Here is a 24,273-nt window from a genome sequence, read left to right on the forward strand (position 1 = left end):
CGCGGCGTTAACACCTCTGCCGCCCGACAATAATGGAGATGATGAACATGAGCTATACACTGCCATCCCTGCCGTACGCTTACGACGCCCTGGAACCGCATTTCGACAAGCAGACGATGGAAATCCATCACACCAAACATCACCAGACTTACGTCAACAACGCCAACGCGGCGCTGGAAAGCCTGCCTGAACTGGCGAACCTGCCGGTTGAAGAGCTGATCACCAAACTGGATCAGGTTCCGGCTGACAAGAAAACCGTTCTGCGCAACAACGCAGGTGGCCACGCGAACCACAGCCTGTTCTGGAAAGGCCTGAAAAAAGGCACTACCCTGCAGGGCGACCTGAAAGCTGCTATCGAGCGCGATTTCGGCTCCGTTGAGAAATTCAAAGAAGAGTTCGAGAAAGCTGCTGCGACCCGTTTCGGCTCCGGCTGGGCGTGGCTGGTGCTGAAAGGCGACAAACTGGCTGTCGTTTCCACCGCTAACCAGGATTCCCCGCTGATGGGCGAGGCTGTCGCTGGCGCTTCCGGCTACCCGATCCTGGGCCTGGACGTGTGGGAGCACGCGTACTACCTGAAATTCCAGAACCGCCGCCCGGACTACATCAAAGAGTTCTGGAACGTGGTTAACTGGGACGAAGCCGCAGCGCGTTTCGCTTCCCAGAAATAAGGTTGCAACCTGACCTGTAAAAAGCGAGCCTGACGGCTCGCTTTTTTTATATCCGCAAAAGGAGGCGCGCATGCTTTTTCCGGTTCAGGTTTATCTTGGCAAAATCCGCGATTACGAAGGCAGCCGGCCCAGCGCCATCGGCAAAGTGCAGGTGGAAGGGGAACTGTCGCTCACCAGCCGCGGGCTGGTCGGCGATCAGCAGGCGGAGAAGAAAATTCACGGCGGGCCGGATCGCGCGCTCTGCCACTATCCGCGCGAGCATTACGCCGTCTGGGCGCGGGAATACCCGGAACAGGGGGCGTGGTTTGCGCCGCCGGCGTTCGGCGAGAATCTCTCGACGCTGGGGCTGACGGAAGAAAACGCGTTTATTGGCGATATCTTCCGCTGGGGCGAAGCGCTTATCCAGATTACCCAGCCACGCTCGCCCTGTTTTAAGGTAAATTTTCACGCAGGTATCAGCGAGCTTTCCGGGCGGATGCAGGATACCGCGCGCTGCGGATGGCTGTATCGGGTGATTGGCGAAGGCAAGGTCTTTACCGACGCGCCGCTGGAGCTGGTATCGCGCGTCAGCGCAGTTTCGGTGCGCGAGGCTGCCGCTATCGCCTGGCATACGCCGTTCGATGACGAGCAGTATCACCGGCTGTTAAGCGCCGCCGGGCTTTCCGCCAGCTGGGCGAAAACCCTGCAAAACCGCCGTTTAAACGGGAAGATCGAGAGCTTTTCCCGCAGGTTGTGGGGGCGAGGGTAGTAACGTGGTGGGTGCGCTGCGCTTACCCACCCTACAAAAGCACTATGACGACGTTGACGTGGTGGGGACGCGCACCCGCCATCAACCATTATTAACCCACCGTTTACGCCGCATCGTCCTGTTTGGTTTTCGCGCTGGCGGCGGGCAGATCCGCTAACACGGACGTGAATTCCGGTGACGGCACCAGCGATTCGCGGGTTATCTCTTTAATCGATTTCGCGCCGGTCAGGGTCATCGCCACCCGCATCTCTTTTTCAATTAAATTCAACAGATTCGCCACGCCTTTCTCGCCGTGGGTCGCAAGCGCGTACAGATAGGCGCGGCCCAGCAAAACGCTGTCGGCGCCGAGCGCAATCATGCGCACCACGTCAAGGCCGTTGCGGATACCGCTGTCGGCGAGGATCGTAATATCGCCTTTCACCGCGTCGGCGATGGCGGGGAGGGCGCGGGCCGAGGAGAGCACGCCGTCCAACTGACGACCACCGTGGTTCGACACCACAATGCCGTCAGCGCCAAAGCGCACCGCGTCGCGCGCGTCTTCCGGGTCGAGGATGCCTTTAATCACCATCGGGCCATCCCAGAATTCGCGGATCCACTCCAGGTCTTCCCATGAAATAGACGGGTCGAAATTGTTCGCGAGCCAGCCGATGTAATCTTCAAGACCGGTCGGTTTGCCAAGGTAGGCCGAAATATTGCCGAGATCGTGCGGACGGCCATTCAGCCCGACATCCCAGGCCCACTGCGGGTGGGTGACGGCCTGCCAGTAGCGGCGCATGGCGGCATTGGCGCCGCTCATGCCGGAGTGGGCGTCGCGGTAACGCGCCCCGGGCGTCGGCATATCCACGGTAAACACCAGCGTTGAACAGCCCGCCGCTTTGGCGCGCTCCAGCGCGTTGCGCATAAAGCCGCGGTCGCGCAGCACGTAGAGCTGAAACCACATCGGGCGGTTGATGGCGGGGGCGACTTCTTCTATCGGGCAGACCGACACCGTAGAGAGCGTAAACGGAATGCCCTTCGCCGCCGCCGCCCGCGCGGCCTGCACTTCACCGCGCCGCGCGTACATACCGCACAGTCCGACCGGCCCGAGCGCCACCGGCATCGAGAGCGTCTCGTTAAAGAGCGTTGTCTCAAGGCTTAAATCCGCCATGTTTTTCAGCACGCGCTGGCGCAGCGCGACCTGCGAGAGATCGTCCACGTTGCGCCTGAGGGTGTATTCAGCGTAAGCGCCGCCGTCGATATAGTGGAACAGAAACGGCGGCAGGATACGCTGGGCCGCCGCGCGGTAGTCGCTGGCTGCGGAAATAATCATCAATCATTCTCCCTGGAAGGTTTCATTACATCGTCGGGCAGGCGGGTGACGCGCGCCTGGCGGGCGACATCTTCGTCAAGTTGTTTAATGGTGGCGTGGACAAAGCCGAGGTGGCGCAGCGCTGCTTTGCGGGCGCGCTCGGCATCGCCCGCCTCGATGGCCTCCAGCATCTCGCGGTGCTGGCCGGTGAGCTGGGCGAAAATGGGTTGCTGCTGATACATGCGCTGGCGGCTTTCCATCACCGACGACTGCAACAGATCGAAAAAGCCGCGCATGGTCTGCAGCAGCACGACGTTATGCGAGGCTTCGGCAATGGCCAGATGAAAGCGCACGTCGGCCTGCGAGGCGAGATCCGGGTCGTCGCGCTCGGTAAATTGCAGCATCGCGTCAAAGCAGTAGCGCAGCTTTTCTTTGTCCTGGGCGGTGGCGCGTAGCGCCGCGTACCAGGCGGTGCTGGCCTCGATGGCGTGCCGCGCTTCTAAAATGTCGTAGCGATAACCCGGATCGTCGGCCATCAGGTTGCGGATGGGCTGAACGATGCGCTGTTCCGACCACGGCTCCAGCTGATAGCGCACAAAGGTGCCGCCGCCGCGACGGCTTATCAGCAGCCCGTCGCGGATAAGTATTTGCAACGCCTCGCGCAGCGAGTTGCGCGAGACGCCAAGCTCCTGCGCCAGCTGCCGCTCCGCAGGCAGGCGCATTCCCGCTTCCAGGCCGCGCTCGGTGATAAGCGCGCGAATGCGCTCCACCAGATGGTCGGCCAGCCGTCGGGTCATTAATGTCATGGGATCATCCAGGTAAAGTAGTAAGCCTGCAGCAGCGTAATCAGCCCCACCATGCAGGTAAACGCCAGGCTGTGCTTCACGGTGAAGCGGAACAGATCGGACTCTTTACCGACCAGCCCCACCGCTGCGCAGGCGATAGCGATAGACTGCGGCGAGATCATCTTGCCGGTTACGCCGCCGGTGGTGTTCGCCGCCACCATTAAAATATCCGAGACGCCGGTCTGCTGCGCGGCCGTCGCCTGAAGCGCCGCGAAGAGCGCGTTTGACGAGGTATCCGAGCCAGTCAGGAACACGCCGAGCCAGCCGAGGAACGGCGAGAAGAACGGAAACGCGCTGCCGGTGTGGGCGAGCGCCAGCGCCAGCGTTGACGACAGGCCGGAGTAGTTAGAAATAAACGCGAAGGCCAGTACCATGCCGATGGAGTAAATCGGCAGCGCCAGCTCTTTCATCGTCTGGCCGAAGGTTTCTACAGCGGCTTTCGGCTTCATGCGCAGCCAGATAATCGAGATGATGGCCGCCACGAAAATCGCGGTTCCGGTGGCGGAGAGCCAGTCGAATTTATACACGGCGGCATAAGAGGTGGCCTTCGCCACCACCGGCGGCATACGCGCCACCAGGCCATCCAGGTAGGGCACCTGGACGTTAAACACCAGGTCTGCGAGCGGGCCGCCTTTAGCGAACAGCGCTTTAAACGGCGGGATGCTCCAGAGCGTAACCGTGGCGGTCAGGAACAGGAACGGCGACCAGGCGCGCACCACCTGGCCTGGCGTGTAATTTTTGCGCGCCAGCGTCTGATCCACCACCGAGGCGCCCATATCGCCGAAGCGGAAAATGCGCACCGGCTTCCAGCGTTTGAGAAACAGCGTCAGACAGACCAGCGACACCAGCGACGAAATAATGTCCGGCAGCTCGGGGCCGATAAAGTTCGAGCTTAAATACTGGGCGATGGCGAACGAGCCGCCCGCCACCAGCACCGCAGGCCAGGTCTCTTTAATGCCGCGCCAGCCGTCCATAATCGCCATGATCCAGAACAGCACGATAATGGTCAGGAACGGCAACTGACGGCCCACCATCTGTCCAATCGCGAAGCTGTCGAGACCGGTCACCTGGCCTGCCACCAGAATCGGAATGCCCATCGCGCCAAACGCCACCGGCGCGGTATTCACAATCAGGCACAGGCCCGCGGCGTAGAGCGGGTTAAAGCCGAGCCCCACCAGCAGCGCGGCGGTGATCGCTACCGGCGCGCCGAAACCTGCTGCCCCTTCGAGAAATGCGCCGAATGAGAAGCCGACGATGAGCATTTGCAGGCGCTGGTCAGGCGTGATGGAAAGGATTGACGAGCGGATAATGTCGAACTGCCCGGTTTTCACCGAGATTTTATAGACAAAGACCGCGGCGATAATAATCCAGGCAATCGGCCACAGGCCGTAGAAGAAGCCGTAGATGACGGACGCGAACGCGCGTTCCACCGGCATCTTATAGAAAAAGAGCGCCACCAGCAGCGCGATGACGACGGTGATTGTCGCCGCCATGTAGCCTTTCAGCTTGAGCTTAATGAGCGCGAAAAAGAAAAACAGGATCGGCAAAGCGGCTATCAGGCTTGAGAGCCAGATATTCCCTGCGGGATCGTAATTCTGCTGCCAGAGCTGCATAGCGAGTCTCCTGCGGGCCGCAAAGCGTGCCGGAAGTCTGTGCTTCCTGTGGCGCGGATTTGTAAAAGTGGCCCAACCAATGTGTTGTTGTAGGGTGAATGACAACAAAAGGTTAACCATTTGTTAGTGTCGAGCAACAGGCTGGTTGCGGTTTTTTGGGGTTTTGTGAGAGGACGGCCAGTTTGTGAGGAAATTGGTAGGGCCAATATGCAACTTTCAGAGAACGATAAATTTCGTGGAAGGCGTCTCGCAAAGCGGCAAAGTGTCTGGGTTTTTATGACTGGCACCGCGTTATGCTTGCGCTGCGTTATTGTATTCAGCGCCGATAATCACAAGGAGAGAATTGAAAATGGAACCTTCGACGCCTACCCTGCATGTACGGTTATTTACCGTACAACAAAACCGCTTTTTGTCAGGGGACTCGGTTATGCCTGAGCCGTCGAAAAAAGACCGTCTGGAGTGTCGTCTCTCCACGGAGGACAAAGCTGCTATTGAAGCGGCTGCCAGCCTCTCAAACACCAGCGTCTCGCAATTTATTGTCGATGCCGCTCGCGCTCGCGCCCGAGTCTTGCTTGAAGAACATCACCGTATTCGGTTAACGGAGCAGGGCTGGCATGCCGTTATGGCGGCGCTGGATAACCCACCCGCGTCAAACGAGAAACTCAAGCGTGCGTTTGAAAGCCTGGATAACGGTGAATTCTGGGAATGACGCTGAAGCGAGGCGTTTTTCCTTACACACCGGAGCACGGCTGGAAGACGGCGTCGTTCGACTGCGGCTGTGACACACTGAATGGTTTTCTTCGCCAGCGCCTTGCAGTGCAGCAACAGCGCAATGTTCTGCGTGCGTATGTCGTGTTAACCAACGAGCCGGAGCCTGCGGTCGCTGGCTACTACACGCTGTCGGGCACCTCTTTCGAGAGGTCGCTGTTTGGCGATCGGAAGCGGCAGATCCCTTACGATAGGGCGCCATGCGTGTTACTGGGCAGGCTGGCGGTAGACAAAACACATGCGGGAAAGGCCATCGGGTCGATGCTGGTGGCGGATGCCGCGAGACGCGTTTATGACGTCGCTCGTGCGGTAGGCGTCTATGCGATGTTTGTGGAAGCGAAAGATGCGTACGCCGCACAGTTTTATCAGCAGCTCGGATTCCTGCAAGCAGAAAGTACCGACGGGCGACAGTGCCTGTTTTTTCCGATCAGAGCACTCGACGCGTTATTCACTACAACATCATAAGCAACGCGACGGGCTGGTATACCAGCCCGTGATGAATCCTTAAAACGCGCTTTTCGCAAAACCGGTCATTTCTTTCAGGCCCATTTCACGGCCCAGTTCGGTCATCGGATGCACGACCACCAGCCCGCGCACGCTTTTCTTCAGCTTGCCCATGTCGGCCTGTTCTTTTTTAGTAATAGGGCGTTTAAACGGCATCGCCATCAGCTTCTGAGCTTCTTTGCTGAGCTTATCGGTGCGCACCTCTTTCAGGCGTGCGATTTCCGCTTCAAGCGTGGTTATCTCCTGCTCAAGCTCGGCGTATTTGTCGGCGGCTTCGGTCAGGGAAACGGCGGCCTGCTGGTGACGTAACGCGTCCAGGCGGTCGCTCAGGCGTTTGATTTCAGCTTTTTCGATTTCTTTCATTTACAACGGACCATTAAAAAAGGGGGAGATTGCTGCAAAGGATACACTATTGCGCGGGGCGAATGGAAAAACGGGGAAAAGTCTCCCGCCCGGAGGCGGGAGAAAAGGGGGAGACCAATGAGGTTAACGCTTACTCTTTGTCGTGCTCTTCCCAGGCCATCGCGCGTTTCACCGCTTTGCGCCAGCCTTCGTAGCGGTAGTTACGCTCGGTGGTTTCGATACCCGGACGGAACTCACGCTCAATCACCGCTTTTTCCTGCAGCTCGTCCAGGTTCTGCCAGTAGCCGACTGCCAGACCTGCCAGATAGGCGGCGCCCAGCGCCGTGACTTCACGCACTTCCGGGCGCTCCACGCGGGTGCCGAGAATGTCAGACTGGAACTGCATCAGGAAGTTGTTGGCCACCGCGCCGCCGTCCACGCGCAGGGCGTGCAGACGAATGCCGGAGTCCGCCTGCATCGCTTCCAGCACGTCGCGGGTCTGGTAGGCGATAGATTCCAGGGTCGCGCGGATAATGTGGTTCGAGTTTACGCCGCGGGTCAGGCCGAAAATCGCGCCGCGGGCATACGGATCCCAGTACGGCGCGCCGAGACCGGTAAACGCCGGGACGACATACACGCCGTTGGTGTCTTTCACTTTGGTCGCGAAATATTCGGAGTCAAACGCGTCGCTGATAAGCTTCATCTCGTCGCGCAGCCACTGAATGGACGCGCCTGCCATAAACACCGCGCCTTCAAGCGCGTAGTTCACTTCGCCTTTCGGGCCGCAGGCGATAGTGGTCAGCAGACCGTGGGTGGACGCCACCGCTTTTTCGCCGGTGTTCATCAGCATAAAGCAGCCGGTGCCATAGGTGTTTTTCGCCATCCCTTCCTTCACGCAGAGCTGACCGAACAGCGCCGCCTGCTGGTCGCCCGCGATACCGGCGATAGGAATACGGGTGCCGCCTTTACCGCCGATGTTAGTCTGGCCATAAACTTCGGACGACTTACGCACCTGCGGCAGCATCGCGCGCGGGATATCCAGCGCGTCCAGCATTTTGTCATCCCAGTCGAGCTCGTGGATGTTGAACAGCATGGTGCGCGAGGCGTTGGTGTAGTCGGTGACATGCACGCGCCCCTGGGTCATTTTCCAGATAAGCCAGGTATCGACGGTGCCGAACAGCAGCTCGCCGCGTTTGGCGCGCTCGCGAGAGCCTTCGACGTGGTCCAGGATCCATTTAACTTTGGTGCCGGAGAAGTACGGGTCGATCACAAGGCCGGTCGTCTGGCGCACGTAATCTTCCATGCCGTCGCGCTTGAGCTTCTCGCAAATTTCCGAGGTGCGGCGACACTGCCAGACGATGGCATTGTGGATTGGCTTGCCGGTTTCACGCTCCCATACGATCGCGGTTTCGCGCTGGTTGGTGATGCCGATAGCGGCGATTTGATCGGAGCTGATGTCCGCCTTCGCGAGCGCTTCCACAAGTGTGGAGCTCTGGGATGCCCAGATCTCCATCGGGTCGTGTTCTACCCAGCCTGGACGCGGATAGATTTGTTCGAATTCACGCTGGGAGACGCTCACGATGTTCGCATCATGATCCATCACCACGGCGCGGGAGCTGGTCGTGCCCTGGTCGAGCGCAACGATATATTTTTTTTCTGGAGTCATCATTTTTATCCCGTAAATCGGTTACAGCGAAGCTTTCTGTTGTGCGCTGGCGGCAGAAGCTTTATCCGCTTCTTCCTCGCGTATGTCGCACGGTAAATGGCGGCCAATCAGTTTGCGGTAGCCGAACGCGCCAAGGGCTGCGCCCACCACAGGACCGAGCGCCGGCACCAGGAAGTAAGGAATGTCGCGACCGCCGGTGAAGGCGACATTGCCCCAGCCCGCGAGCCAGGCGAACGCCTTCGGTCCTAAATCGCGCGCCGGGTTCATGGCGAAGCCGGTCAGCGGGCCCATCGAGGCACCGATAACCGCAATCAGCAGGCCAATCAGCAGCGGCGCCAGCGGGCCACGCGGAATACCGTTGCCATCATCACCCAGCGCCATAATGACGCCCATCAGAATAGCGGTAATGACCATTTCAACCGCAAACGCCTGCATCAGGTTGATATGCGGGTTGGGATAGGTGGAGAAAATACCGGCCAGATCGAGACTTTCGACGCTGCCGCGAACCATGTGGTGAGTCTGTTCGTAATCGAGAAAAAGATTGTAGTAAAGCCCGTAAACTAACGCCGCTGCGCAAAAGGCGCCGGCAAATTGAGAAAAGATAAAAGGAACAACTTTGCGCCCGTCGAAACAGGCAAACAGCCACAACGCGATGGTTACCGCCGGGTTGAGATGCGCGCCGGAAACGCCTGCAGTCAGGTAGATGGCCATCGCCACGCCCAGACCCCAGATGATGCTGATTTCCCACTGTCCGAAACTGGCTCCTGCCACTTTCAGCGCCGCCACGCAGCCCACACCGAAGAAAATCAACAACCCGGTACCGAGGAATTCGGCGATGCACTGGCCTTTTAAGGTTGATGTTTGACTCATAATCGGGTCCTGAAGGCTAATTGATGATTATTGTATGCATGGCGTCGAAGACGACCATGATGTCTTGTAGACATGGTGTTAACTTATCGTTAACGAACAAAAACGAGAAATATCGAAATTGAAATGTGTGTGTTACGTCAAGAAAATGAGCGTTTTCGCGCTCGGCAGCGCGTTTTTCGGGCAGTGGAAAGTGAGAGCTGAATCATTTCATTAACTAACATGTTAACAATTTACCGCTTCGTGAAGCGAATACACTCGGTTTAGACTGAAAAAGCGCGCAAACCGCAATCCGTGCGGGTTGTCGCTGGACAGGGGCACAAGGGCTTCATACAATCGGGACTAGTGTTGTGCGCACAGGTTACCTAAGGCGTCGCCGGGCACCGGGACGAGGATAGTCATCCATCAACGCCTTGCAATTCAGGAGAGGTAGTACGATGTCATTTGAAGTGTTTGAGAAACTGGAAGCGAAAGTACAGCAGGCTGTTGATACCATCACCCTGCTGCAGATGGAAATCGAAGAGCTGAAAGACAAGAACAATCATCTTGCTCAGGAAGTGCAGAACGCCCAGGGCAGCCGCGAAGCGCTGGAGCAGGAAAACCATCAGCTGCGTGAACAGCAGCATGTCTGGCAGGAACGCCTTCAGGCGCTGCTGGGTAAAATGGAAGAAGTGTGATTAACGCACTTTGATCCAAAAAGAACGGGCGCTCAGGGCGCCCGTTTTTATTACTCGATATCCAGCGGATCTTCGGAAAGGATAATGCCGGTGTTGTCCGCGTAGAGATGGTCACCGGAGAAGAAGGTGACGCCGCCGAAATTCACGCGCACGTCGCTCTCGCCGATGCCTTCGCCTGCCGCTCCCACCGGGATCGCCGCCAGCGCCTGGATGCCGACATCCAGTTCCGCGAGGTCGTCTACCTGACGCACGGCACCGTAGACCACAATTCCTTCCCATTCGTTCTGCACCGCAAGGCGCGCCAGTTCCGCATCAATCAGGGCGCGGCGTACCGAACCGCCGCCATCAACCAGTAAAACGCGTCCGCGGCCATTTTCTTCGAGCAGCTCATACAGCAACCCGTTGTCCTCGAAACATTTCACCGTGATGATTTGCCCGCCAAAAGAAGAGCGACCGCCGAAGTTGGAGAACAGAGGCTCCACAACGTTGACCTCTTCCTGGTAGATGTCACAAAGCTCAGAAGTATCGTATTTCATAGGTTTAACGTTCAGTTGCTGCAAGAGCTGTCAGTATATCGCTTAACGCGCGCTGTTGGCAAAATCATCAATTGTTAATTGATGCGGGTCAGTTAACCCAGCCGCTGGCTGAGGACGAGCCCGACGATAAACAGCAGGTTCACCAGCAGGGCCGCTTTCACGGTGCGTTCAAGCATCGGGCGCATGGCGGCGGGCTCGGTTTCACGCAGTACGAAGCGCGCCTGACGCACCAGCAGCGGCGTCGCCAGCAGAAACAGCCATCCCCACGGGCTTTGCAGCCAGAGCAGATTAAACGCGGCGAGACAGCCCGGCGCGCCCGCCAGCAGGGCCGCGTGATAACGACGCGCCGCCAGCGGGCCGAGACGCACCGCCAGCGTGTTCTTACCGTTGCGCCGGTCGCTGTCGATATCCCGCAGGTTATTGATATTCAGCACCGCCGCCGCCAGCAAGCCGCAGGCGGTCGCCGGTAGCCAGAGCGGGGAGATAAGCGTGTGGGCCTGTAAATACCAGCTGCCAAGCACGCTCAGCCAGCCGAAGAACACCAGCACTGAGATATCGCCAAGCCCCATGTAGCCGTAAGGGCGCGTGCCGATGGTGTAGGTGATCGCCGCGAGAATCGAGAGCGCGCCGAGCGCGAGAAACCCGAGCACGTCAGCCATGCTGCGACAGGCTACATAGACCAGCGCCAGCCCGGAGAGACAAATCAGCGCCACGGTCAGCAGGATAGCGCGCTTCATCTGCGGCGCGGTGATAGCGCCTTTCTGCATCCCTCGCAGCGGGCCGATGCGGTCCGGCTTGTCGCTGCCTTTCACGGCGTCGCCATAGTCGTTGGCAAGATTGGAGAGGATTTGCAGCAGCCCGGCGGTCAGCAGCGCCAGCAGCGTAATGACAGGATCGAAATAGCCCTGCCACCAGGCGAGCGCGCTGCCCACCATAATGGCGGAAAAAGCCAGCGGCAGCGTGCGCGGGCGCAGGCTTTCAAGCCAGGCCTGAGTACGGTTTACCGAATGCGAGTGTGTATTCATAGACGAATCTGAGCCAATAAAAATGAGGGCTTGCCTGCCTGATGAAGCTGCGGGTTGTCGGCGCGGCCTGTATATCCCGGCGTGTTAACGCCGCCGGGAACAGGCTGACCGCCTTACCGCACCTCACATCGGGCGGGGCAAAAGCCCTCACCAAAAGTGATGAAAATGCGTTGAGCGCGATTATAAGATAAAACGGCTCAGATCTTCATCTGCCACCAGCGCATCCAGGTGTTTGCTCACATAATCGGCGTCAATAGTGATAGTCTGGCCGCCCAGATCGCTGGCGTCATAGGAGATATCTTCCATCAGACGCTCCAGCACGGTATGCAGACGACGCGCGCCGATGTTTTCGGTGGTCTCGTTCACCTGCCACGCCGCCTGGGCGATACGCTTGATGCCATCGTCGGTAAATTCGATATGCACGCCTTCGGTTTCCATTAGCGCTTTGTACTGCACCGTTACCGAGGCGTTCGGTTCGGTCAGGATGCGCTCGAAATCTTCAGCGGTCAGCGCCTGTAATTCAACGCGGATAGGCAGACGGCCCTGCAGTTCCGGGATGAGATCGGACGGGCTCGCTACCTGGAATGCGCCGGAGGCGATAAACAGGATATGGTCGGTTTTTACCATGCCGTGTTTCGTCGAAACGGTGCAGCCTTCCACCAGCGGCAGCAGGTCGCGCTGTACGCCTTCACGCGAGACATCCGGGCCGGAGACGTTGCCGCGCTTACAGATTTTATCGATCTCATCGATAAACACGATGCCGTGCTGCTCAACGGCTTCGATAGCCTGCTCTTTCAGCTCTTCCGGGTTGACCAGCTTGGCGGCTTCTTCTTCCACCAGCAGTTTCATCGCGTCTTTGATTTTGAGCTTGCGCGGTTTCTGTTTCTGGCCGCCCAGGTTCTGGAACATTGACTGCAGCTGGCTGGTCATCTCTTCCATACCCGGAGGCGCCATAATTTCTACGCCCATCGGCGCGGCGGCCAGGTTGATTTCAATCTCTTTATCGTCGAGCTCGCCTTCGCGCAGCTTTTTGCGAAACGCCTGACGCGCGGCGGACGGCTCCTGCTGCTGTTCCGGCTGGCCCCAGTTGTTTTTCGCCGGCGGGATCAGCACGTCGAGAATGCGCTCTTCGGCCATCTCTTCGGCGCGGTAGCGGTTTTTCTCAATCGACTGCATGCGCACCATTTTAATCGCGGAGTCGGTCAGATCGCGGATGATGGAGTCCACTTCTTTACCGACATAGCCCACTTCGGTGAATTTGGTCGCTTCGACTTTAATAAACGGCGCATTGGCGAGCTTCGCCAGACGACGGGCGATTTCGGTTTTACCGACGCCGGTCGGGCCAATCATCAGAATGTTTTTCGGCGTGACTTCATGGCGCAGCTCTTCATTCAACTGCATACGGCGCCAGCGGTTACGCAGCGCGATGGCGACAGAACGCTTCGCCGCGTCCTGGCCGATAATGTGTTTATTGAGTTCGCTGACAATTTCGCGTGGAGTCATTTCAGACATGGGAGATCCTTACGCTTTAGAGGAGAGTTCTTCGATGGTGAGGAAGTGGTTGGTGTAGATGCAGATATCACCCGCGATCCCCAGCGACTTCTCCACGATGTCACGAGCGCCAAGCTCGGTGTTTTCCAGCAGCGCGCGTGCCGCAGCCTGCGCGTAAGGGCCGCCGGAACCAATGGCGATCAGATCGTTTTCCGGCTGCACGACATCGCCGTTACCGGTGATAATCAGCGAGGCGTTTTCATCCGCCACCGCCAGCAGCGCTTCAAGACGGCGCAGCATACGGTCGGTACGCCAGTCTTTCGCCAGTTCAACGGCGGCTTTCACCAGGTGGCCCTGGTGCATTTCCAGTTTGCGTTCAAAGAGTTCAAACAGGGTGAAGGCGTCAGCGGTACCGCCCGCGAAGCCCGCGATAACTTTGTCGTTATACAGACGGCGAACTTTTTTCACGTTGCCTTTCATTACGGTGTTGCCCAGGGTGGCCTGGCCGTCGCCACCGATCACTACCTGGCCGTTGCGGCGCACACTTACTATTGTTGTCACGAGCAAACCCCTTATTGCATAAGCTGAAGACAGCGCCCCGCGAGTGATGCGGGGCAGAATGCAATTATAGATGGGGGGCGTTTCGGGGGTTTCAACCCCCGGAGGCGAGACGAATGCAGTTTGAATGGCCCGCCATCTTCAGGCGGTTGAGGGTGCCGTCGGCGCTATCTTTGCCTTTAATCGGGCCGATCACGACGCGGTTCCAGCCGTTGTTGGACGTAATGCGCGAGTCAAAACCTTCAAACGCCAGCTGGGCGCGAACAGTTTCGGCCTGCTCGGTGCCTTTGAACGAACCGCACTGCACCATCCAGCGGCGCTCGTCTTTCTTCTCGGCAGGCTTCGCGGCTTCGGTCTCACGCGTGACCGGCGCGGTTTGCGCAGGCTTGCTCTGCGCGGTTTCACGCTGCGTGGTATGCGGCGGCGTCTGCAGCAGATCCTGATACGGCGCGTTGCTCGTCTGCGGCTGACGCGTCTGGGTCTGCGTGGAGCGCGCAGGCTGCTGCGTCTGCACCGTGCGGGTTTGCGGCTGTTGGTAAGCCGGTGCCTGACGGGTTTCAACGCGCGGCGTTTCCGTGCGCGGCGCGGTACGGGTCGGCTGCTGCGCGGTGTTGTTCCACTGCTGCATCTGCTGTTGCTGCTGAAGCTGTCTCTGGCGTTGCAGCGTCTGCTGGCGCTGCGCCGGGGTCTGTTCGTTCCACGGCACTTCGCTAAGCTGCGTCGGCTGCTGGCGCATATCGGCCTGCATCTGATCGAGCAACTGGCGCTGTTCGTTGGTCAGCTGATCCGGATTCATGATTTCGCCGCCGGCGGAAGGCTCGGTGGGTTTCAGCACGCCTGGCTGGCGGCTTTCCAGCTCTTTAATATACCGCCAGCGCTCTTCCGGCTTGGGCGGCAGGCCGTTGCCCGCGACTTTATGGCCCGGCAGGGTTTCCGACTCTTCTTTCTTATGATGCGTAATAAAGTACAGACCACCAATAAAGGCGACCAGCGCCGCCGCTGCGATAGCGACCATCGCCGGTGAAACAGCAGGCAGGTTACGTTGCTTTTTGCGGGTGTTGGTTTTCTTGCGCCGCGCGGGCGTCGGCTGTCCGCGGCGTACATAATCTCGTTGTGCCACTATCGTTTCGCTGTATCCATTCGTTAACAGCCCGCCATGTTACTTAAGGGACGGGCCTTTGACCAGATAAGGAGTCCTAAAGGCGGTTAATTTCGCGGCTTCGGGGCGCGGGTGGTGCCGCGCAGCACCAGTTCGCAATCCAGCAGACGCGAACCGCTGCTGACGGTGTGTCCGTTAAGCTGGCTGAGCAGCAGCAGCATGGCTTCGCGGCCGATATCAAAACGCGGCTGCGCGACGGTGGTCAGCGGCGGATCGCAGAACTCGGCTAACGCGATGTTATCAAAGCCGATAATGGAGATGTCGTCCGGTATGCGGTAGCCGCGACGCTTCGCCATCGACATCGCGCCGAGCGCCATCACGTCGCTGTGGCAGAAAATCGCCGTCGGCGGCTGCGGCAGGCTCAGCAGCTGTTCGAGCGCGCTGGCGCCCGCTTCAAAGGTAAAATCGCCGCGAGCGATATAGTGCGGGTCCACCGTCATGCCGCTGCGGCGCAGCGCCTGGACGTAGCCCTGCAACCGATAATGGCACAGCGGCATCTCTTCCGGGCCCGCGATGCAGGCGATGCGCTGATGGCCCAGCTCATGCAGGTAGTTCACGGCGTTAAACGCGGCGGTAAGGTTGTCGATATGCACCGTCGGCAGCTCCAGCTCCGGCGCGAATTCGTTCGCCATCACCATCGGCGGCAGGTTGCGCTGCTCCTCTTTGCTGGCGTCAAACGGCAGGCGCGAGCCCAGCAGCAGCATGCCGTCTATCTGTTTGGTGATGATGAGGTCGATGAAGGTTTTTTCCTGCTGGTTCTGATGCGCGCAGTCGCCAATCAGCACCAGATAGCCCTGTTCCGCCGCCGTGACTTCAATGCCGCGAATGATTTCGCTGAAAAATGGGTCGCAGATGTCCGGGACAATCACCAGGATAGTGCGCGATTCGTTGCGCTTCAGGTTGCGGTTAAGCGATCCGGGCAGATAACCCACGTCGATGGCGGCCTGCTCCACACGGTTGCGGGTGGCCTGCGAGACTTTTTCCGGGTTCATTAAAGCACGGGATACCGTCGCGGTAGACACCCTGGCGCGAACGGCGACATCTTTCATGGTTGCGGCGGCAACCTGCTTTTTGGACTTCACTTCATCTCCTCGTAGCGGTCCGCAGGCGCAGACTCGTCCTGTAATCTGACACGCCTCACATTCTTAACAGATCTTGAGCGCGGCGGTTACAAAAATTACATCGAAGATGTGACGGATATTGAATTTTACGATCCGTTTCGCAGAAGCGGGCGAGGCGGTCAGCCTTCGGTCGGGTCGACATCGAGCGTCCACTTCACCTTGCGCGCAGCAGGCAGCGTTCCCACCAGCGGCAGGCTACTGGCGACGATACGCTGCAGCTGTAAACGCGCAGGATGTTGCAATAGCAGCTGCCAGCGGTAGCGGCCACCGCGTTTGGGTTGCAACGCCGGCACCGGGCCGAGTAGCCAGAGTTTGTCATCCGCCAGCGGGCTTGCCTGGAGCAGATTGCGCAACTGCTGGAGAAACGCGGGCGCGTCCTGGTTATGGTGATCTTCCGCGCGAATCAAAATATGGCTGCTGTAGGGCGGTAGCCAGACGCTGCTGCGTTCCGCCAGCGCCTGGTCGGCGAAGGCGTCATAGCCCTGATGGAGCAGCGTCTGGAGCAGCGGATGCTCCGGATGATGCGTCTGGAGCACCACTTCACCCTGTTTGCCCGCGCGTCCAGCGCGGCCCGCCACCTGGGTATAGAGTTGGGCGAAACGTTCCGCCGAGCGGAAATCGGCGCAGAACAGCGCGCCGTCGACATCCAGCAGCGCCACCAGCGTGACGTCAGGAAAGTGGTGTCCTTTGGCCAGCATCTGGGTGCCAATCAGGATACGCGCGCCGCCGCGATGCACTTCGGCGAGCTGCTGTTCCAGCGCGCCCTTGCGGCTGGTGGTGTCACGGTCGATGCGCGACAGCGGCACGCCGGGAAAGAGCGGCGCCAGGCTCTGTTCGAGTTGTTCGGTGCCAAGCCCTACCGGCACCAGATGCGTGGAGCCGCACCCCGGACACTGGCGCGGCACCGGACGCTGGCTGTCGCAATGGTGGCAGCGCAACTGATGCTGCGCCTGGTGCAGCGTGTAGTAGTGATCGCAGCGCGGGCATTCGGCTATCCAGCCGCAGTCGTGGCACAGCAGCGCAGGCGCGAAGCCGCGGCGGTTAAGAAACAGAATGACCTGGTTATCGGCCTGCAAATGCTGGCGCATGCGGGCCACCAGCGCGGGCGCGAGACCCGCCTGTAACGCCTGGCCTTTGAGATCCAGCACGTGCTGCTGCGCCGGGCGCGCGTTACCCGCGCGATGGGTTAGCTTCAGCACGCGGTATTTACGCTGGCGCACATTGTGCAGCGTCTCCAGCGCAGGCGTGGCGGAGCCTAAAATAATCGGGATCTGCTCGCTGTGCGCCCGGTAGACCGCCAGATCGCGCGCATGGTAGCGCCAGCCTTCTTGCTGTTTATACGAGCTGTCATGCTCCTCATCGATGACTATCACGCCGAGATTTTTAAACGGCGTAAAGAGCGCCGAGCGTGTGCCGATGACGATGGCCGCCTCGCCGCTTTTGGCTTTCAGCCAGGCCGCCAGCCGCTCGCTGTCGTTGAGTGCCGAGTGCAGCACTTCCACCGGCGCGTTGAAGCGCTCGCGAAAGCGGGCGATGGTCTGGGGCGTCAGGCCGATTTCCGGCACCAGCACCAGCGCCTGTTTGCCCTGCGCCAGCGTATTTTCGAGCACGCTTAAATAGACTTCGGTCTTACCGGAACCGGTCACGCCCGCCAGCAGCCAGGCGCAGAAGTTGTCGGCTTCGCCGCGAATAGCGCCTACGGCGGTGGCCTGTTCGGTGTTGAGCCGCAGACGGTCGCCCGCGACCGAAAACTGGCCGCGCCAGTCGGCGACGGGCGGCAGTTCGCTGCCAAGCTCGCACAGGCCTTTCGTGCGTAGCGCCTGCAGCGCGGCGTCGTTGAACGCCATCTGTGCAACCTCATGCCGCCATAAGCGGCCCTGGCGCAGCGCCGCCAGCGCCTGTTGCTGTTTTGGCGAACGTTTGAGGCTGTTGAGATCGACCGCCCGGCCTTCTTCGGTGGCGAACCAGTACCAGAGCGGCGCCGGGCTTGCCGGTTTGCCCTGGCGCAGCAGCACCGGCAGCGCGTGGAGCAGCACTTCGCCGAGCGGATGATGGTAATAGTCCGCCGCCCACAGCAGCATCCGCCAGAGCGTCGGCGGGTAGAGCGACGCGCCATCCAGTACCTCCACCACGCTTTTCAGCTCGCTGCGCGGCAGGTCGCTCTCTTCGCCCACCGCCACCACGACGCCGACGAGTTGCTGGCGGCCGAACGGCACGCGCACGCGACAACCCGCCGCGGCCGTCATGGCGTCAGGCAGCAGATAGTCAAAAGTGCGGGCAAGCGGAACGGGCAGAGCAACGCGGGCTACAGGCATGAAGGTATCCGGGCTGAGAAAAGAAGCGTCATAGTGTACACTGTGTGTTCATAAATTTGCGGATCAGTTTGCATGGGGCGGTTATTTTCTGTATGATTCGCCGCCTTTGATGCCCTTTAAAAGTATCAAACCGACTTTATCAACATCGCGTGGTGTCTGGCGTAAGGGCTGGAAGAGCGACGCGGCCTTAACTGAGGTTTCCCATGAAAAAAGATATTCACCCGAAATATGTTGAAATCACCGCTACCTGCTCTTGCGGTAACGTGATCAAAACTCGCTCCACCGTTGGCCACGACCTGAACCTGGACGTGTGCGGCAACTGCCACCCGTTCTTCACTGGTAAACAGCGTGTTGTTGATACCGGTGGTCGTGTTGAGCGTTTCAACAAACGCTTCAGCATCCCGGGCAGCAAATAAGTTTCCCGAAAAAAGGCGCCCAACGGCGCCTTTTTTGTTGCTTCAGAGCATAAAACAAAGGCGCCGATGGGCGCCTTTGTCATTGATGCGAATCAGTATTCCCAGGTATCCGGGTCGATACCCATTTCACGCATGATTACCTTCGCCTCTTCCGGGATCTCGTCGCTGCGCTCTTTGCGCAGGTCATCGTCGTCCGGCAAGGGCTGGCCGGTAAAGGCGTGAAGGAAAGCCTCGCACAGCAGCTCGCTGTTGGTGGCATGGCGCAGGTTGTTCACCTGACGACGGGTGCGTTCATCGGTGAGGATTTTTAACACCTTCAGAGGAATGGAAACCGTAATTTTTTTGACCTGTTCACTCTTCTTGCCGTGCTCAGCGTAGGGGCTGATATATTCGCCGTTCCATTCAGCCATGAGATACCTTTAATCCTCTCAGTCATTAGAAAAAGATTAAAACCGGATAGGTCTCACGGTCTTAACCCGATAGTCTGTTGTTCAGCAGCGCGGAATAATACCGTGACTTCGACACCGATGCTGCATCACGACCCTATAAAACGCCTAATTTTAACGGCTAATCCTGTTTTGCTCAATCTATACGCAAAGAAGTTTAGATGTCCAGATGTATTGACGTCCATAATGGCAATGTTTACTCTGTCACCTGACCTTTCTCCGATAACGCCAGGAAACGACTCTCATGACGCGTAAACAGGCCACCATCGCAGTTCGCAGCGGGCTCAACGACGACGAGCAGTACGGCTGCGTCGTCCCGCCGATCCACCTTTCCAGCACCTATAACTTCACCGGCTTTAACGAACCGCGCGCCCACGATTATTCGCGCCGCGGCAACCCGACCCGCGATGTCGTCCAGCGCGCGCTGGCGGAGCTGGAAGGGGGCGCGGGCGCCGTGCTGACCAACACCGGCATGTCCGCGATTCATCTGGTGACGACCGTCTTCCTGAAACCCGGCGATCTGCTGGTCGCGCCGCACGACTGCTACGGCGGCAGCTATCGCCTGTTTGACAGCCTTGCGAAGCGCGGCTGCTATCGCGTGAAATTCGTCGATCAGGGCGATGAGGCGGCGCTGAAAGCGGCGCTTGCCGAGAAACCCAAACTGGTGCTGGTGGAAAGCCCGAGTAATCCCTTGTTGCGCGTGGTGGATATTGCGAAAATTTGCGAACTTTCGCGTGCGGCCGGAGCCATAAGTGTGGTGGATAATACGTTCCTGAGCCCGGCGTTGCAGAACCCGCTGGCGCTGGGGGCCGATTTGGTCCTGCACTCCTGCACCAAGTACCTCAACGGGCACTCCGATGTGGTGGCGGGCGTGGTGATTGCGAAAGACCCGGAGATCGTGACGGAGCTTGCCTGGTGGGCGAATAACATCGGCGTGACCGGCGGCGCGTTCGACAGCTACCTGCTGCTGCGCGGCCTGCGCACGCTCAGTCCGCGTATGGAAGTGGCGCAACGCAACGCCAGCGCGATTGTGGATTTCCTCAAACAACAGCCGCTGGTGAAAACGTTGTATCATCCGTCGCTGCCGGACAACGCGGGCCATGAGATAGCTGCGCGCCAGCAGAAAGGGTTTGGCGCGATGCTGAGTTTCGAACTGGATGGCGATGAACAGACGCTGCGCCGTTTCCTCGGCGCGCTGGAGCTGTTCACGCTGGCGGAATCTCTGGGCGGGGTGGAGAGCCTTATCTCCCACGCCGCGACGATGACCCACGCGGGCATGGCGCCGGAAGCGCGCGCCGCGGCGGGCATTTCCGAAACGCTGTTACGCATCTCGACGGGTATTGAAGATAGCGAAGATTTAATTGCCGACCTGGAAAAAGCGTTCCAGGCGGCGAGCTAAGGGGTAAGCATGAGTGTTACAGCGCCTGCAGGGACGAACGGTCGTCAGCTGCATAAATTTGGCGGCAGCAGTCTCGCCGACGTGAAATGTTACCTGCGCGTGGCGGGTATCATGGCCGACTATTCCCGCGCCGGGGATATGATGGTGGTGTCGGCGGCGGGCAGCACGACCAACCAGTTGATCAGCTGGCTGAAGTTAAGCCAGAACGATCGTCTCTCCGCCCATCAGGTGCAACAGGCGCTGCGTCGTTATCAGAGCGAGCTTATCTCCGGGCTGCTGCCGGCCGCCGTCGCCGACGGGCTGGTCAGCGAATTTATCCGCGATCTGGAGCGTCTCGCGGCGCTGCTGGATGGCGACATCACCGACGCGGTTTACGCGGAAGTGGTCGGCCACGGCGAAATCTGGTCGGCGCGTTTGATGGCCGCGGTGCTGAACGAGCAGGGGCTCGATGCCGCCTGGCTCGACGCGCGCGATTTCTTGCGTGCCGAACGCGCCGCGCAGCCGCAGGTTAATGAAGGTCTTTCTTTCCCGCTGTTGCAGCAGTTAATGGTGCAGCATCCGGGCAAACGCCTGGTGGTGACCGGCTTTATCAGCCGTAACGACGCGGGTGAAACCGTCCTGCTGGGCCGTAACGGCTCTGACTACTCGGCGACGCAGATAGGCGCGCTGGCGGGCGTCTCCCGCGTCACCATCTGGAGTGACGTGGCGGGCGTTTATAGCGCTGACCCGCGTAAAGTTAAAGATGCCTGCCTGCTGCCGCTGCTGCGCCTCGATGAGGCGAGCGAACTGGCGCGTCTCGCCGCGCCGGTGCTGCATGCGCGCACGCTGCAGCCGGTCTCCGGCAGCGATATCGATTTACAGCTGCGTTGCAGCTACAGCCCGGAGCAGGGCTCCACGCGCATTGAGCGCGTGCTGGCTTCCGGCACGGGCGCGCGTATCGTCACCAGCCATGACGACGTCTGTCTTATCGAATTCGACGTGCCGTCGCATCTCGATTTCAAGCTGGCGCATAAAGAGGTGGACGCGCTGCTCCGACGCGCTCAGCTGCGTCCGCTGTCGGTCGGGGTACATCCTGACCGCCGCCTGCTGCAACTTTGCTACACCTCGGAAGTGGTCGGCAGCGCGCTGAAGCTGCTGGAAGACGCCGCGCTGCCGGGCGAGCTGCGCCTGCGCGAAGGGCTGGCGCTGGTGGCGCTGGTCGGCGCGGGCGTCTGCCGTAATCCGCTGCACAGCCACCGTTTCTGGCAACAGCTGAAAGATCAGCCGGTGGAGTTTATCTGGCAGTCGGAAGAGAGCATCAGCCTGGTAGCGGTGCTGCGCGCGGGGCCGACGGAGAGCCTGATCCAGGGCCTGCACCAGTCGCTGTTCCGTGCGGAAAAACGCATCGGCCTGATGCTGTTCGGCAAAGGGAACATCGGTTCGCGCTGGCTTGAGCTGTTCGCGCGCGAGCAGGAGACGCTCTCTGCCCGTACCGGCCTTGAGTTTGTGCTGGCGGGCGTGGTGGACAGCCGCCGCAGCCTGTTGAATTACGACGGGCTGGATGCGAGCCGCGCGCTGGCGTTCTTTAATGATGAAGCGGTGGAGCAGGATGAAGAGTCGCTGTTCCTGTGGATGCGCGCGCACCCTTATGACGATTTAGTGGTGCTGGATGTGACCGCAAGCCAGGATCTGGCGGACCAGTATCTCGATTTCGCGAGTTACGGGTTTCATGTGATCAGCGCGAATAAGCTGGCGGGCGCGAGCAACAGCCAGAAGTATCGCCAGATCCGCGACGCCTTTGCGAAAACGGGCCGCCACTGGCTTTATAACGCGACGGTCGGGGCCGGTCTGCCAGTTAACCACACGGTGCGCGATCTGCGCGACAGCGGCGATTCGATTCTGTCCATCAGCGGGATTTTCTCCGGCACGCTCTCGTGGCTGTTTTTACAGTTCGACGGCACGGTGCCTTTTACCGAGCTTGTCGATCAGGCGTGGCAGCAGGGGCTGACCGAGCCCGACCCGCGCGTTGACCTGTCCGGCAAAGATGTGATGCGCAAGCTGGTTATCCTGGCGCGCGAGGCGGGCTACGATATCGAACCCGATCAGGTGCGCGTGGAGTCGCTGGTGCCTGCGGGTTGCGAGGAAGGATCGGTGGATCATTTCTTCGAATATGGCGACGCGCTGAACGAGCAGATGGTGCAGCGCCTTGAAGCGGCGCGCGAGATGGGGCTTGTGCTGCGCTACGTCGCACGTTTTGACGCCAACGGTAAAGCGCGCGTCGGCGTTGAGGCCGTGCGTCCCGAGCATCCGCTGGCGTCGCTGTTGCCGTGTGATAACGTGTTCGCTATCGAAAGCCGCTGGTATCGCGATAACCCGTTAGTGATCCGCGGGCCGGGCGCCGGACGCGATGTTACCGCCGGGGCCATTCAGTCGGATCTCAACCGTCTGGCGCAGTTGCTTTGATCGCCTGTGGCGGGTTATCCGCCCAGGGTATTTAACGGCGGGTGCGCTGCGCTTACCCGCCCTACATAAGTGATGCGTTTTAAAGGTAGGGCGGGTAAGCGTCAGCGCACCCGCTATCCCCTCCACCTGTAACGGCATCCTCGCCACTCGCATCCGCCATTTCCCGCTCCGCTGCCCCCCCGGCCTTCATTTTCCTGTCATGAAATTTTTTCATCTTCGCTGAAAAATACTCACATCAAGTGATGATTTACCTGTTGACGCCATCCGGCTTTTCCGTCATTTTTACATCTGGACGTCTAAACGTATAGAAGTCAACACACGCGACCCCGACACAGCGATTGATGAGGTAAGGTATGAGCTTTTTTCACGCCAACCAGCGGGAGGCCCTGAATCAGAGCCTCGCAGAAGTGCAGGGACAGATTAATGTCTCCTTTGAGTTTTTCCCGCCGCGCACCAGTGAAATGGAGCAGACCCTGTGGTCCTCTATCGATCGCCTGAGCAGCCTGAAGCCGAAATTCGTGTCGGTCACCTACGGCGCCAACTCCGGCGAGCGCGACCGCACCCACAGCATCATTAAAGGCATTAAAGACCGCACCGGTCTTGAAGCGGCACCGCACCTCACCTGCATTGACGCCACACCCGATGAGCTGCGTACCATCGCGCGCGACTACTGGAACAACGGCATTCGCCACATCGTCGCGCTGCGCGGCGACCTGCCGCCAGGCAGCGGCAAGCCGGAAATGTACGCAAGCGATCTGGTCGCGCTGTTAAAAGAGGTGGCGGATTTTGATATCTCCGTCGCCGCATACCCGGAAGTACATCCGGAGGCGAAAAGCGCGCAGGCCGATCTGCTCAATCTGCGTCGCAAAATCGACGCCGGCGCTAATCGCGCGATCACCCAGTTCTTCTTTGATGTCGAAAGCTACCTGCGCTTTCGCGACCGCTGCGCGGCAACCGGCATTGATGTGGAAATCATTCCCGGCATCCTGCCCGTCTCCAACTTTAAGCAGGCGAAGAAATTTGCCGACATGACCAACGTGCGCATTCCGTCCTGGATGTCGCAGATGTTTGCGGGCCTTGATGATGACGCGGAAACCCGCAAGCTGGTCGGCGCCAACATCGCGATGGACATGGTGAAAATATTAAGCCGCGAAGGCGTCAAAGATTTCCACTTCTATACGCTCAACCGCGCGGAAATGAGTTATGCCATTTGCCATACGCTGGGTGTAAGACCGGCGGTTGAACTGAAAACCGCGTAACCCTTATGGGTTAACAGAGAGGAGGCGCACGCCTCCTTTGTTGTTTGACGTTAAAGCGATTGTTACAAAACATATATTTCAGCCTGGTATAAATCTGTACAACGAAAATTGTGTCTGTAC

23 protein-coding genes are annotated in these 24,273 nt (G+C 59.3%); 9 read left to right on the plus strand and 14 right to left on the minus strand.

What is annotated here, in order from left to right; all coding sequences use genetic code 11:
• The first annotated feature begins 47 nt into the window (after positions 1-47).
• On the plus strand, positions 48-668 hold the full coding sequence (gene sodA / locus AFK67_RS00925) for a superoxide dismutase [Mn] (RefSeq protein ID WP_032967551.1): 621 nt from the start codon (positions 48-50) through the stop codon (positions 666-668).
• Between the two features lie 70 nt (positions 669-738).
• Complete coding sequence (yiiM, locus tag AFK67_RS00930) at positions 739-1,416, plus strand: 6-hydroxyaminopurine reductase (protein ID WP_007729166.1); 678 nt, start codon at positions 739-741, stop codon at positions 1,414-1,416.
• A gap of 103 nt (positions 1,417-1,519) precedes the next feature.
• On the opposite strand, the gene lldD is transcribed toward yiiM, so the two are convergent.
• The 3 genes from lldD to lldP are packed head-to-tail and all read right to left on the minus strand — an operon-like array spanning position 1,520 to position 5,162.
• Positions 1,520-2,725: an FMN-dependent L-lactate dehydrogenase LldD gene (gene lldD / locus AFK67_RS00935; RefSeq protein ID WP_007729169.1), complete on the minus strand. Its 1,206-nt coding sequence runs from the start codon at positions 2,723-2,725 to the stop codon at positions 1,520-1,522.
• The gene (gene lldR, locus AFK67_RS00940; RefSeq protein WP_007729172.1) at positions 2,725-3,510 is read right to left on the minus strand and encodes a transcriptional regulator LldR; all 786 of its coding nucleotides are present in this window, start codon (positions 3,508-3,510) and stop codon (positions 2,725-2,727) included. Before lldR ends, lldD begins: the two co-directional genes overlap by 1 nt.
• On the minus strand, positions 3,507-5,162 hold the full coding sequence (gene lldP, locus AFK67_RS00945; RefSeq protein ID WP_007729175.1) for an L-lactate permease: 1,656 nt from the start codon (positions 5,160-5,162) through the stop codon (positions 3,507-3,509). Before lldP ends, lldR begins: the two co-directional genes overlap by 4 nt.
• 349 nt (positions 5,163-5,511) lie before the next feature.
• On the opposite strand from lldP, the gene AFK67_RS00950 reads away from it, so the two are divergent.
• A complete protein-coding gene (locus tag AFK67_RS00950; protein ID WP_235047927.1) occupies positions 5,512-5,871 on the plus strand; it encodes a type II toxin-antitoxin system TacA family antitoxin in 360 nt (119 codons plus the stop codon).
• On the plus strand, positions 5,868-6,395 hold the full coding sequence (locus AFK67_RS00955; protein ID WP_007729191.1) for a GNAT family N-acetyltransferase: 528 nt from the start codon (positions 5,868-5,870) through the stop codon (positions 6,393-6,395). The genes AFK67_RS00950 and AFK67_RS00955 overlap by 4 nt, the downstream gene beginning before the upstream one ends.
• Positions 6,396-6,434: 39 nt before the next feature.
• Here the strand turns inward: AFK67_RS00955 and AFK67_RS00960 are convergent, their stop codons facing one another.
• The 3 genes from AFK67_RS00960 to AFK67_RS00970 all read right to left on the minus strand — a co-directional run bounded on the left by AFK67_RS00960 (position 6,435) and on the right by AFK67_RS00970 (position 9,312).
• Positions 6,435-6,797 (minus strand): YibL family ribosome-associated protein, encoded by a 363-nt coding sequence (locus AFK67_RS00960; protein WP_007729196.1) that lies wholly within the window; start codon positions 6,795-6,797, stop codon positions 6,435-6,437.
• Between the two features lie 130 nt (positions 6,798-6,927).
• Positions 6,928-8,445 (minus strand): glycerol kinase GlpK, encoded by a 1,518-nt coding sequence (gene glpK, locus AFK67_RS00965; protein ID WP_007729199.1) that lies wholly within the window; start codon positions 8,443-8,445, stop codon positions 6,928-6,930.
• 18 nt (positions 8,446-8,463) lie between these two features.
• Entirely contained in the window at positions 8,464-9,312 is an 849-nt protein-coding gene (locus AFK67_RS00970; protein ID WP_007729203.1) for an MIP/aquaporin family protein, read from the minus strand.
• A 434-nt stretch (positions 9,313-9,746) separates the two neighbouring features.
• Here AFK67_RS00970 and zapB point away from each other — a divergent pair, with 434 nt between their 5' ends.
• Complete coding sequence (gene zapB, locus AFK67_RS00975) at positions 9,747-9,986, plus strand: septal ring assembly protein ZapB (RefSeq protein ID WP_007667757.1); 240 nt, start codon at positions 9,747-9,749, stop codon at positions 9,984-9,986.
• 50 nt (positions 9,987-10,036) lie between these two features.
• Here zapB and rraA read toward each other — a convergent pair whose 3' ends face one another.
• The 7 genes from rraA to priA all read right to left on the minus strand — a co-directional run bounded on the left by rraA (position 10,037) and on the right by priA (position 18,191).
• Complete coding sequence (gene rraA, locus AFK67_RS00980; RefSeq protein ID WP_007729210.1) at positions 10,037-10,522, minus strand: ribonuclease E activity regulator RraA; 486 nt, start codon at positions 10,520-10,522, stop codon at positions 10,037-10,039.
• Between the two features lie 92 nt (positions 10,523-10,614).
• Complete coding sequence (gene menA / locus AFK67_RS00985; protein WP_007729212.1) at positions 10,615-11,547, minus strand: 1,4-dihydroxy-2-naphthoate polyprenyltransferase; 933 nt, start codon at positions 11,545-11,547, stop codon at positions 10,615-10,617.
• Positions 11,548-11,727: 180 nt separating this feature from the next.
• Positions 11,728-13,059 carry an ATP-dependent protease ATPase subunit HslU gene (gene hslU / locus AFK67_RS00990; protein ID WP_007754556.1) on the minus strand — a complete coding sequence of 444 codons (1,332 nt, stop codon included), beginning with the start codon at positions 13,057-13,059 and terminating at the stop codon, positions 11,728-11,730.
• Positions 13,060-13,068: 9 nt separating this feature from the next.
• Complete coding sequence (gene hslV / locus AFK67_RS00995) at positions 13,069-13,599, minus strand: ATP-dependent protease subunit HslV (protein WP_032967548.1); 531 nt, start codon at positions 13,597-13,599, stop codon at positions 13,069-13,071.
• A gap of 91 nt (positions 13,600-13,690) precedes the next feature.
• Positions 13,691-14,716 carry a cell division protein FtsN gene (ftsN, locus tag AFK67_RS01000; protein ID WP_007729217.1) on the minus strand — a complete coding sequence of 342 codons (1,026 nt, stop codon included), beginning with the start codon at positions 14,714-14,716 and terminating at the stop codon, positions 13,691-13,693.
• A gap of 86 nt (positions 14,717-14,802) precedes the next feature.
• The gene (cytR, locus tag AFK67_RS01005) at positions 14,803-15,837 is read right to left on the minus strand and encodes a DNA-binding transcriptional regulator CytR (RefSeq protein ID WP_007729220.1); all 1,035 of its coding nucleotides are present in this window, start codon (positions 15,835-15,837) and stop codon (positions 14,803-14,805) included.
• A 158-nt stretch (positions 15,838-15,995) separates the two neighbouring features.
• A complete protein-coding gene (priA, locus tag AFK67_RS01010; RefSeq protein WP_007729222.1) occupies positions 15,996-18,191 on the minus strand; it encodes a primosomal protein N' in 2,196 nt (731 codons plus the stop codon).
• A gap of 203 nt (positions 18,192-18,394) precedes the next feature.
• Between priA and rpmE the strand changes: the two genes are divergently transcribed.
• Entirely contained in the window at positions 18,395-18,607 is a 213-nt protein-coding gene (gene rpmE / locus AFK67_RS01015) for a 50S ribosomal protein L31 (protein ID WP_004385728.1), read from the plus strand.
• A gap of 92 nt (positions 18,608-18,699) precedes the next feature.
• Here rpmE and metJ read toward each other — a convergent pair whose 3' ends face one another.
• Positions 18,700-19,017: a met regulon transcriptional regulator MetJ gene (gene metJ / locus AFK67_RS01020; protein WP_004385727.1), complete on the minus strand. Its 318-nt coding sequence runs from the start codon at positions 19,015-19,017 to the stop codon at positions 18,700-18,702.
• 280 nt (positions 19,018-19,297) lie between these two features.
• Here metJ and metB point away from each other — a divergent pair, with 280 nt between their 5' ends.
• From metB to metF, 3 genes are all read left to right on the plus strand, one after another.
• The gene (metB, locus tag AFK67_RS01025) at positions 19,298-20,452 is read left to right on the plus strand and encodes a cystathionine gamma-synthase (RefSeq protein ID WP_007729223.1); all 1,155 of its coding nucleotides are present in this window, start codon (positions 19,298-19,300) and stop codon (positions 20,450-20,452) included.
• Positions 20,453-20,461: 9 nt separating this feature from the next.
• The gene (locus AFK67_RS01030; protein WP_007729225.1) at positions 20,462-22,894 is read left to right on the plus strand and encodes a bifunctional aspartate kinase/homoserine dehydrogenase II; all 2,433 of its coding nucleotides are present in this window, start codon (positions 20,462-20,464) and stop codon (positions 22,892-22,894) included.
• 353 nt (positions 22,895-23,247) lie between these two features.
• A complete protein-coding gene (gene metF / locus AFK67_RS01035; RefSeq protein WP_038884207.1) occupies positions 23,248-24,153 on the plus strand; it encodes a methylenetetrahydrofolate reductase in 906 nt (301 codons plus the stop codon).
• Positions 24,154-24,273: the final 120 nt, after the last annotated feature.

The sequence above is a fragment of the Cronobacter dublinensis subsp. dublinensis LMG 23823 genome (assembly GCF_001277235.1).
GTDB lineage: Bacteria > Pseudomonadota > Gammaproteobacteria > Enterobacterales > Enterobacteriaceae > Cronobacter > Cronobacter dublinensis.